This is a genomic window from Streptosporangium sp. NPDC000509 (assembly GCF_042898365.1).
GTDB lineage: Bacteria > Actinomycetota > Actinomycetes > Streptosporangiales > Streptosporangiaceae > Streptosporangium.
The window spans coordinates 200,443-210,425 of sequence record NZ_JBIAYX010000012.1 but is presented as its reverse complement, the minus strand read 5'-3'; the positions used below and the strand labels follow the sequence as shown (position 1 = coordinate 210,425).

General features: G+C 69.5%; 8 protein-coding genes. 4 read left to right on the top strand and 4 right to left on the bottom strand.

Annotated elements, in window-relative coordinates; all coding sequences use genetic code 11:
* Window positions 1-77 precede the first annotated feature (77 nt).
* On the top strand, window positions 78-1,481 hold the full coding sequence (locus ACFY3D_RS23210) for a salicylate synthase (RefSeq protein WP_389982288.1): 1,404 nt from the start codon (window positions 78-80) through the stop codon (window positions 1,479-1,481).
* 132 nt (window positions 1,482-1,613) lie between these two features.
* Here ACFY3D_RS23210 and ACFY3D_RS23205 read toward each other — a convergent pair whose 3' ends face one another.
* Both ACFY3D_RS23205 and ACFY3D_RS23200 read right to left on the bottom strand, forming a co-directional pair.
* Complete coding sequence (locus tag ACFY3D_RS23205; RefSeq protein WP_389982285.1) at window positions 1,614-4,247, bottom strand: LuxR C-terminal-related transcriptional regulator; 2,634 nt, start codon at window positions 4,245-4,247, stop codon at window positions 1,614-1,616.
* A gap of 235 nt (window positions 4,248-4,482) precedes the next feature.
* The gene (locus ACFY3D_RS23200) at window positions 4,483-4,767 is read right to left on the bottom strand and encodes a hypothetical protein (protein ID WP_389982282.1); all 285 of its coding nucleotides are present in this window, start codon (window positions 4,765-4,767) and stop codon (window positions 4,483-4,485) included.
* Between the two features lie 170 nt (window positions 4,768-4,937).
* Between ACFY3D_RS23200 and ACFY3D_RS23195 the strand changes: the two genes are divergently transcribed.
* Window positions 4,938-5,435, top strand: coding sequence for a hypothetical protein (locus tag ACFY3D_RS23195; protein ID WP_389982279.1), 498 nt, complete (start codon window positions 4,938-4,940; stop codon window positions 5,433-5,435).
* A gap of 393 nt (window positions 5,436-5,828) precedes the next feature.
* Here the strand turns inward: ACFY3D_RS23195 and ACFY3D_RS23190 are convergent, their stop codons facing one another.
* Window positions 5,829-7,472 (bottom strand): (2,3-dihydroxybenzoyl)adenylate synthase, encoded by a 1,644-nt coding sequence (locus tag ACFY3D_RS23190; RefSeq protein WP_389982276.1) that lies wholly within the window; start codon window positions 7,470-7,472, stop codon window positions 5,829-5,831.
* A 3-nt stretch (window positions 7,473-7,475) separates the two neighbouring features.
* Window positions 7,476-7,883 (bottom strand): aspartate 1-decarboxylase, encoded by a 408-nt coding sequence (gene panD / locus ACFY3D_RS23185; RefSeq protein WP_389982273.1) that lies wholly within the window; start codon window positions 7,881-7,883, stop codon window positions 7,476-7,478.
* A 78-nt stretch (window positions 7,884-7,961) separates the two neighbouring features.
* On the opposite strand from panD, the gene entS reads away from it, so the two are divergent.
* Both entS and ACFY3D_RS23175 read left to right on the top strand, forming a co-directional pair.
* Entirely contained in the window at window positions 7,962-9,251 is a 1,290-nt protein-coding gene (gene entS / locus ACFY3D_RS23180; RefSeq protein ID WP_389775063.1) for an enterobactin transporter EntS, read from the top strand.
* A 181-nt stretch (window positions 9,252-9,432) separates the two neighbouring features.
* The gene (locus tag ACFY3D_RS23175) at window positions 9,433-9,861 is read left to right on the top strand and encodes a hypothetical protein (RefSeq protein WP_389982270.1); all 429 of its coding nucleotides are present in this window, start codon (window positions 9,433-9,435) and stop codon (window positions 9,859-9,861) included.
* Window positions 9,862-9,983: the final 122 nt, after the last annotated feature.

Sequence of the window (9,983 nt, the reverse complement as noted above, 5' to 3'; positions counted from 1 at the left end):
TTGCCTCTTAAATCCACACAAGGTTAGCCTTACCTAAATTGCTGGAAGTTGTCCGGTTTCATAAAGGGGTGGGTTCCTTGTCCTCTGGTGTCCGTACGGATCAGACGCGCACGGAGATAGTCGTCGAGAGCGCGGCCGACCCGTTGCGCCTGGTCACCCACCTGGCCCGGTCCGGGCTGTTCGACGACTACGTCGTGTACGAGCGGCCGGGCCTGTGGACCTTCGCGGGCGGGGTGGCGGGTGAGGTGATCCTCGAACCCGGAGTCGTCCGCAGCCGCTGGCTGGACGTCCCCTCCCCGACCTCCGCCGGCCCCGCGCCCGCGTCGGACCCTCTGGACCCGCTGGATCCGTTGCACGCGCTTGACCCGCTCGACCCGGTGGACCGGTTCGACGAGCCGTGGTCGGGGCGACCGGCCGCGGCGCTGGAGGCGGCGCTGCGGACCGCCCCGTGGCCGGTGTGGAACGCCTACGGCTGGATCGCGTTCGAGTTCGCCGCGCTCGCCCCGGCGGGCAGGCTCGCCCACCTGGTCGTGCCACGTACCGAGGTGCGTGTCGAGGCGGGGCGCGCGCTGGTGGTGAGCGCGGACGCCGAGGAGGCCGAGCGGGTCGCCGAGCTGCTGTCCGGCCAGGTCGTCCCCGGATCGCCGTCGTCGCCGTCGCCGGTCGACGTGCGCACCGGCGGCGACCTCTACAGGTCGCGGGTCGCCCAGGCGATCTCCGAGATCGACGCCGGGCTCTACGAGAAGGTCATCGTCTCCCGGCGGCTGCCGATCCCGTTCCCCGTCGACGTCGTCGCGACGTACGCGTGCGGCCGTGCCGCCAACACCCCGGCCCGCTCGTTCCTCCTCGACCTGGAAGGCTTCCAGGCCGCCGGGTTCAGTCCCGAGGTGCTGGCGGGCGTCGACAGTCACGGCACGGTGACGACCCAGCCGCTCGCCGGCACGCGCGCCTTCGGCCAGGGTGAGAACGTGGACTCACGGACCCGCCGCGAGCTGGAGAACGATCCCAAGGAGATCTTCGAGCACGCGGTGTCCGTACGCGCGTCGCAGGACGAGCTGTACCGGGTGTGCGTGCCCGGCACGGTCCGGGTCACCGGCTTCATGGCGGTGAAGGAACGCGGCAGCGTGCAGCACCTGGGATCAAGTGTCAGCGGTGAGCTGGCGCCCGGCCGCACCGGCTGGGACGCGCTCGACGCGCTGTTTCCCGGCGTGACCGCCTCCGGCATCCCCAAGCCGGCGGCCGTCGACGCGATCGCCAGACTTGAGGAGCCCCGAGGGCTCTACGCCGGAGCCGTCCTCGCCGTCTCACACGACGGGGCGATGGACGCCGCCCTGGTGCTGCGCGCCGTCTACAGCGAGAACGGCCGGGCCTGGCTGCGGGCCGGCGCCGGCATCGTGTCCGGTTCGACGCCGGAACGGGAGTACGAGGAGACCTGCGAGAAGCTCTCCAGCATCGCCCCGTACGTGGTCCCGCGCACCTGAGGAGACGTCGCTCCGCCGGCGGACCCGTCATGCGGCTCCCACCGCCCCATGCCGCGCTGGGCAGAGTGGCCCACCAGCGGGGGATGAACACACATGCCGGGGCGGCGATCATCTGACGTACGCCGTCATCCCTTAATGTCCGCTTCTAGCCTGTTGTTCTCCGGCGCCGAGTATGGCGGCGAGCTCGGCTCGACTGGTGGTGCCAAGTCTCGCGTTCACCCTGTACAGGTGCCCCTCGACGGTACGTATCGAGATAAACAGCCGATCGGCGATGTCCCGGTTGGACATCCCCCGTGCGGCCAGGGTAGCGACCTCGCGTTCGCGGTCCGTCAGGGGCAACGGTTGGATGGCGGCGATTGTCGCGAGAGTACGAACGCCCTCACAGCGTTCGGTCAGCTGACGGACGCGAGCGACGGCGCCCTGAGCGGCGCCGCGCCGACCCGCACGGGTGTATGCGGTCACCGCCTGCGCGGCCGCGTCGGCAGCGGCCAGCAGGTCCCCCATCCGCTCCAACTCCACAGACACCGCTCGCAGCGCGTCACCGCTGTCGGCGGCCAGTGCGGCAGCGTGCGCTGCAGCGGCCTGGGCTCGAGGTCCATCCACCCGGGTGGCCAGGACGGCGAGCCGTTCGACGACGGACCGGTCGCCGAAGCAGAGCGCGGTGTGCAGCGCCTGCACCTCGTGAGCGAGCTGCCCGGCCGCGACCGCGACCGAAGCCGCCTTGTGCGCGAACGCGATCGCGCCACTGGAAACGCCTTGTGCGGCGGCCATCCACGCCTGAGCCAACAGCATGTCAGGCCGGAGAAACAGCAGCGTGGGATGCTCTTTGGCAGATAACTCCGCCAACACCTCGTCGGCGGCGGCCAGGTCGCCGGTGAGGACCAGCGCACGACTCAGGGGAATCAGGCAGGCGTACTCGAAACCGCCGGCATGATCAAAGAGCTCGAGGCCGGCGTGGGCATCGCGCAGCCATCGCAGAGCGCTGACCGGTCGCCCCTGCGCCAGGATGACATCTCCCATCAGCACGCTGCTGATCACGGTGGGAAGGTCGAAGCCCACCATCGATTCCCGGCATTCGCGTACGACCTCGACAGCCTCCTGGAGATACCCCGCCAGCCGGAGCCCGGTAACCTGAATCCCGATCATCGGGAAACGTATGTAGGAGAGTTCCGTCGAGCGACTCGCCGCCTCCAGGCCGCGTGTGACCACCGGCCCCATCTCGTCGGCGCGGCCTGTCGTGGCCAGACCTGTGGTGTATCCGCAGCAGGCGAGGATTATCGACCCGGCCGGTAGTTTCGATGACGCCAACGCCGTGGTCGCCGACTCGATCGCCTGCGCCGGTCGTGCGAGCTGTCCCTCAAGCATCGATCGCATCGCCATCAGCTGCATCCGGCCGTCGTCGTCCACGACCCACGACTCGGCCGCCTCGAGAAGCATCTCCGCGTCCCTTGGCCTCAGCTCCATCCACGCCAGAGCGATCACCTGCGTCATCGTGACCCTGACCACTTCCGCGTCCGTTCTGGCCGTCGCGAGGAGCGCGGCCGTCTCCGTATTCGGGGAGCCACCCAAACCGGTGACCGCGGCCGCAACGATCGATTGGGCTTCGAACCCGCCGCCGGCGGCCTGCGCCGCACGTCCAAGTCGTATCGCCAAAGAAAGCTCACACAACCGGGCGGCGCACCCGGCCGCCTCGGTGAGCAGGCGCCAGTCCGGAACGAGGTCCGAATCCATCGCGAGAACGGCACGCCGCAGCGTGTCGTCGCCCCGACGTGCCCCGGTTCCCTCCAGCGCCTGGCTGATTCGGCCGCGGAGCCGACGCGCTCGCAGCAGCCCCATGCCCGCCCGCCGCGCCTCCCCGTAGAGAGGGTGGGTCAGTCGTGCCTGGAGCCGACGGCCGCTCTGCTCGACGAAGATCAGGCCCGCGGCCTCAGCCTGTTCGACGGCCATCGGATCGGTGAGCCTGCCGAGCAGGCCGCCCCCCAGCGGCTCCTCAAGGGCGAGCAGGTCCGCCACCACGCCCATGCGCTCCGGCAGATCTCCCATCCGGATCGCCACCAGCTCGGCCAACCCCTGTGACATCGGTGACTCTCTGGACCACCGCCACACGCCTCTGATCCGATACAGCCGACGAGCCTCGATCTCCCCGTCGACGAGCTGCCGCAGGTACAGCGCATTGCCCTGGGTGATCGCCCAAATCCGGCCGACACTCGCGTCTTCCACCAGTCCACCGAGAACCACCTCCAGCAGCGCACCGATCTGCGGCTGTGAGAACGGCCGCACCTCAAGCCGGTTCAGATGTCCGTCCTTCCACAGGCCGGTCACCGCGGCGGGTGCGACCTCGCCGGAACGCACGGTGGCCACCACGGTCGCCATGTCGTGCACGACAAGCTGATGTACCAGCAACGCCGAGACCTCATCGAGAAGGTGGGCGTCGTCAATCCCGAGTACGACCTCGGCTCGACCAGCGCCGGCGACGAGTCTCCGGCTCGCCTCCCCCAGCACGGACGTCGGATCGCCGCTCATCGGGCCCAGCAAGGCCGCGAACGCCCCCAGCGGAAGACCTCGTCCCGTCTCCGTTCCCACGACCCAGCGGGTGAAGGCGCCGCGTTCTCCGGCCAGCGCGACCGCCTGCCGAGCCAGCCAGGTCTTACCCACCCCAGCCGCTCCCGCGAGCATCACGCCGCGCTGGTCGCCGGCTCCCCGCGTCGCTTCATCGAGGAGCCGCAACTCCTCCCTCCGCCCTACGAATGACCAGCTCTGCTTCATACGATCAACGTTAGATAACCGCATCATGGCCGGAAAGTGCGATCCGGTGACACCACCCTGCTGTGCAGAAACCGACGTCTCTGCCACGTTCTTCCGCAGACTTCGAGTAGGGCACTACTCGTATGCCGGACCACCCAGTGCGTGACAGTGAGAAATACGCGCGGCAATACCCGATGTAAGCGATGAACCACCGCTGCCCGGCTGGTCTCCCACGCCCGCCGCGGGATCTTAAAGATCAGCGCGACCTGGCCCTGGAAGAAAGCGTTTTCAACCTGCCGGCGGCGCCTACGCGCGCTCCCGGCACCCAGCCGACCAGCACCACAACGCCCAGCGAGTAAGGAAGGAGTGACTGCGACACCCCGCAACCCGTGGAAGCCGACGCCCACCCGAACGCCTCGGCCTCCAGCCCAGCACCGATGATGCCGAAGGTGTCGCCTCCGGCGACGGGGGTGCCGCCACCGGCATCGGTGGCGGGTGCCGGACCGATCACCTGAATCGCCGCACCCACCAGGATCGCCACCTTTACTTCCGCCGACCCACTACTCGATGCCCTTCGCCAAGTGTTCGGCCGTCAATCTCATACGGTCACGAATCCACACCACCCTTGTGCGTACCTACGACCAGTCTCATTCGCGGGAAGGATCAGAAATGCCACGCACACGGAAACGCGTTCTAGCGATCACACTTGCTGTGCTCGCCGCCCTCGCCTTTATGGGAACCGCCTCACCGGTCGGTGCGGTTATCACAAATGATGCCGGCGGCCAGTCAACGGACCCGATTCTGTGGTACAACTCCGCCAACGGATCCGGTGGAATCGGCACCATCGACACCACCAACAACCATGTGACGCTCCGCACCTACCCGACCGGAGCATTCGCCTCCAACTGGACCCACGTCGTCGCAGCGGGGGGCCGAATCCTGTGGTACAACTCGGCCAACGGATCCGGCGGAATCGGCACCATCGACAGCGGCAACAACCACGTGACACTCCGCACCTACCCGACCGGAGCATTCGCCACGAACTGGACCCACGTCACCGCTGTGGGAAACCGAATCCTGTGGTACAACTCCGCCAACGGATCCGGCGGAATCGGCACCATCGACAGCGGCAACAACCACGTGACACTCCGCACCTACCCAACCGGAGCATTCGCCTCCAACTGGACCCACGTCACCGCTTCATCATAGATACGATCCCAAACCTGGTTTAACCATTCGCGACCAGCGGGGGAAAACGGCGGTCCCGATCCTGGCCGACATTCCGCCGATATCGTGCCGCTCTTGGGTGCTCGGTACGGAAAAAGGGACCGTCACTCGTGTTCAAAAGCCGTATCAGCTTCGGAAGTCGGCGCTGAATTCAAGGCAAGTTCCCAATGCGCTTGAGTTTTCCGAAACATCGTTCGACCAGGTGGCGCCGCTTGTAGGCCAAGGCGTTGAAGGTGTGAGGGCGGCCTCCCCGGCCGCCCTCACGTTTGCGGTTGGCAAGTTGGCCCCCGAGGCCCCTTCGATGCCACCGGTGGCGATCAGCCGGCCGCACGCCGGAACCGGGCGTAGCGGAGGAAGGCGATGTGAGAGAGGAGCTCAGCGCAGGCTCGCGGCGAGCTCCTTCTTGCTGATCTTGCCGACCGGAGTGCGGGGGAACGCCTCGACCGGCTCGACGCGGTCGGGCCACTTGTATCCGGCCACACCGCGCTCCCTGAGGAACCGCTTGATCTCCCTGAGGGTCGGCGCCTGGTCCCGCACGATCAGGAAGGCACAGGTCCGCTCCCCCATCACCGGGTCCGGGATGCCGACCACCGCGACGTCGTGCACCGCCGGATGGGCGAGCAGGTGGTTCTCCAGCTCCTCTGCCGAGATCTTGTCACCGCCCCGGTTGATCTGGTCCTTGTCGCGGCCCTCCACGACGAGGTGTCCCGAGGGGAGCACCCGCACCAGGTCTCCGGTCCGGTAGAAGCCGTCGGCGGTGAAGGAGCGCGCGTTGTGCTCCGGTGCGCGGTAGTAGCCGCGCAGGGTGTACGGACCGCGGGTGAGCAGCTCCCCGACCTCGCCGGGGGCGACCTCCGCACCGTCGGAGTCGACCACGAGGATCTCGTCGGCCGGGGACAGCGGCCTGCCCTGCGTGGTGTCGACCAGCTCGCGGGGATCGTCCAGCCGGGTGTAGTTGAGCAACCCCTCGGCCATTCCGAACACCTGCTGCACCGCGCAACCCAGCACGCCGGGAACCCGCTCGGCCCGCTCGGCGGCGAATTTGGCCCCGCCCACCTGCAGCAGCCGGAGCGACGACAGGTCCTCCCGCGACCAGGATGCCGCCTCAAGCCAGAGCAGCGCGATGGGCGGCACCACCGCGCACACCGTCACCCGCTCCCGCTCGATGAGGGGGAACGCCTCGTCGGGTGACCCGGAGGGAGCGAGGACGACGGTGCCGCCCTTGGCGAACACCCCCAGCACCCCGGGGCAGGCGAGCGCGAAGTTGTGCGCGACCGGGAGCACCACGAGGTAGACGGTCTCGCGGGTGAAGCCGCAGACCTCGGCGCTCGCCTCCAGGTTGTAGACGTAGTCGCGGTGGGTGCGCGGGATCAGCTTCGGAAGTCCGGTGGTGCCGCCGGAGAGCAGGAACACCCCCACGTCGGCCGGATCCGGCCGCTCGTACGACACGGGTCCGGAGACGAGGCCGTGATCGGGGGCGGTGTCGCGACCGGGAGCTCGGTCGGAGTCACGGGCGGAGCCACGGTCGAGGTCGCTGTCGAGGTCGGCGAGGGCGAGGAACTCCTGGGCGTCCCCGTCCACCACGACGTGCTCCACGGCCAGCGAGCGGGCCAGGTCACGGTAGTCGAATCCGCCGTGCGCGTCCGGGATGACGTACGCCCTCGCCTCGCTCAGCTCGCACAGGTAGCCGATCTCGCTGCTGCGGTGCGCGGGCAGGGCGAGCACCGGGGCGGCGCCGATCCGGACGAGGGCGAGGAAGACGACGACGAAGGCGGTGGTGTTGGGCAGCTGCACCACGACGCGGTCACCGCGCCGGATACCCAGCCGCGCGAAACCCGCGGCGGTGCGCTCGGCCCGGCGGTCCAGCTCGGCGTAGGTGAGCCGCTCGTCCCCGGCCACGAGAGCGGTCCGCTCGGGGTCGCCCCCGTTCAGCACGTCACCGAGCAGCCGGTCGCTCCAGTAGCCCTCCGCCAAGTAGCGCGCCGCGACCTCCTGTGGCCAGGGGGTGAATCCCTCCACGGGTCACCTCCCCGCGATCTGGGCCACCGCGCCCGCGACCGGCTCGGCCGGATCGCTGCCGAGCGCGACGACGCGGTTGGCTCCGTCCACGTGCACGACCTTGGGCCGGTGCGCCCGCACCTCCGCGTCGTCGAAGTTCCCGTACGAGATGATGATGACCAGGTGTCCGGGGTGGACCAGGTGGGCCGCCGCGCCGTTGACGCCGATCACCCCGCTGCCCGCCTCGCCGGTGATCGCGTAGGTGACCAGGCGGGCGCCGTTGTCGATGTCGACGACATGGACCTGCTCACCTTCGACGATGTCGGCGGCGGCCATCAGGTCGGCGTCGATCGTCAGGGAACCCACGTAGTGCAAATCCGCCTGGGTCACGGTGGCACGGTGGATTTTTCCGTTCATAAGGACCCGCTGCACTGGTCTGTCCTCTTTCCCTAAGGTCAACTAAGGTTAGGCTCACCTTATCCACTGTGTTCGGTGAGGAGAACCCCGAAGATGCTGCGCCGTCTGGCCATGGACATCAGCCCGCTCCGGACCAGCAGAGCCTTCCGCGACGTGTTCGTGGCGCGCACCGTGTCGGTCTTCGGGATCGGCATGCTGATGGTCGGGGTGCCCGTGCAGGTCTACGCGATGACCGGATCGACCGTGCACGTCGGCGCGGTCTCCTCGGCCGAGGGCTTCGCGCTGCTCGCGGGATTCCTGTGGGGCGGCGTGCTCGCCGACCGGCACGACCGGCGCCGGTTGATGCTCCTCGCGCGCACCGCCGCCGGTATCGGCTTCGCGCTGCTGACGCTGAACGCCTTCCTGCCCTCCCCCTCATTGGCGGCGATCTACGTGCTCGCCGCCTGGGACGGGCTCGCGACCGGCGTCAGCGTCACCGCGCTGCTCGCCGCGACCCCCGCCCTCGTCCCTCCCGACAAGCTGGTCGCGGCGGGCGCGCTCAACGCGCTGACCGTACGGCTCGGTTCGATGCTCTCCCCCGCGCTCGGCGGCCTGACCGTGTCGGCGTTCGGCGTCGGGTGGAACTACGCGGCAGCGGCCGTGGGAACGCTCGCCACCCTCGGCCTGCTGACGAGGTTGCCCGCGCTCAGGCCGGCCGTCGAGGTCACGGAGAACCCGCTCAGAGCGATCGGCTCGGGGCTGCGGTTCGTGGCCTCGCACCGCGTGGTCGGCTCGCTCATGCTGCTCGGCCTGCTGTTCATGGTGGCGGGCGGTATCCCGGTGCTCATGCCCGCGTTCGCCACCCTGCGGCTGGGCGGCGGCCCGGCCACGATCGGCCTGCTCTACGCCGCGCCCGCCTGCGGCGCGGTGCTCGGCTCGGTCACCAGCGGCTGGGCCGGACGGTCACGCGCGCCGGGCAAGGCGCTGCTCGTCGCCTCGGTCTGCGGCTTCGCGCTGCTCGCCTGCCTCGGGCTGGCGACCCATCCGGCGCTCGCCGTCGCGATCCTCTTCGGGTACGGCCTCGTCGCGTCCGTCGAGGAGATCCTGCGCTACGGCCTCATCCAGGCGCACACCCCCGACGGTTACCTCGGACGGGTGAACGCCCTGTGGGCCGCCCAGGAGACCGGCGGCGAGGCCGTCGGCGCGCTCGGCGCGGGCGTCCTCGGCCGCTACCTCGCACCCGGCACCGCGATCGTCGTGTACGGCGCGGCCAGCGCCGCCCTCGCCCTCGGCCTCGCCCTCACGCTCACCGGCCTGCGCGGCGCGACCCTGAAGACCGACCCGCAGGACACCGAACCGGGAAAGGCCCGGTCCGGGGACGCCGAGCCGCGCCGGCCGGGGTGAGAACCGTCCAGGCAAAGGCATCGCGAAGAAACGACTGGAAAAACGACCGCTCTTGCCAGATCGTGAGAAGCGACAGCAAGTCCCTCATGTCCCGTGCCGGCGCAGGACCGCCGGTGACGCCCGCCCGACGAACCACGGCCCGGCCTCTGAGGGAAACCGCAGGAACGACGAGAGGAAGAACATGGCTCAGACGACCGCCGCCCTCCTGCTGCTCGTCGCCCTGACCGGCGGCACCGCACCGGCGCAGTCCGGCCCGCCCCCCGCGGAAACGCCAACGGTCGCCCTCGCAGCGGTTTCGGCCGCCGCCCCGGCGACGGGCGCCGTCGCGCGAGGGAAGGCCACCGGTCCGAACCTCCGAGCGTGTTACGACGGAAGGTGCAAGCTCACCATCTCGAAGGCGGTGCGGTTCCGGGTCAGCCCTCGATTCGGCGTCACCCGGCTGTCCGTCTCCTTCGGCCGGGATTTCGTGCGGGTACGGGCCACCGGCCCCGGTGTCACCTCGCAGGCGGTGCTCGGCCTCCGTTCGACGGGGTCGGTCAACGGCATCGGCGTACGGGTGGTCTCGCTCTCCCGGAACAAGGCGGTGCTGAGGCTTTCCCCCGTCCGCTGACCGCGACGACCATCCCCTTCGCTCGCGAGCGGAGGGGATGGTCGCACCGGAGGCGCGGTCCCGGGCGACCGGCACCGATTACCGCGCCCCCAGGCGGTCATATCCCGCCTGGGGGCGCGGAC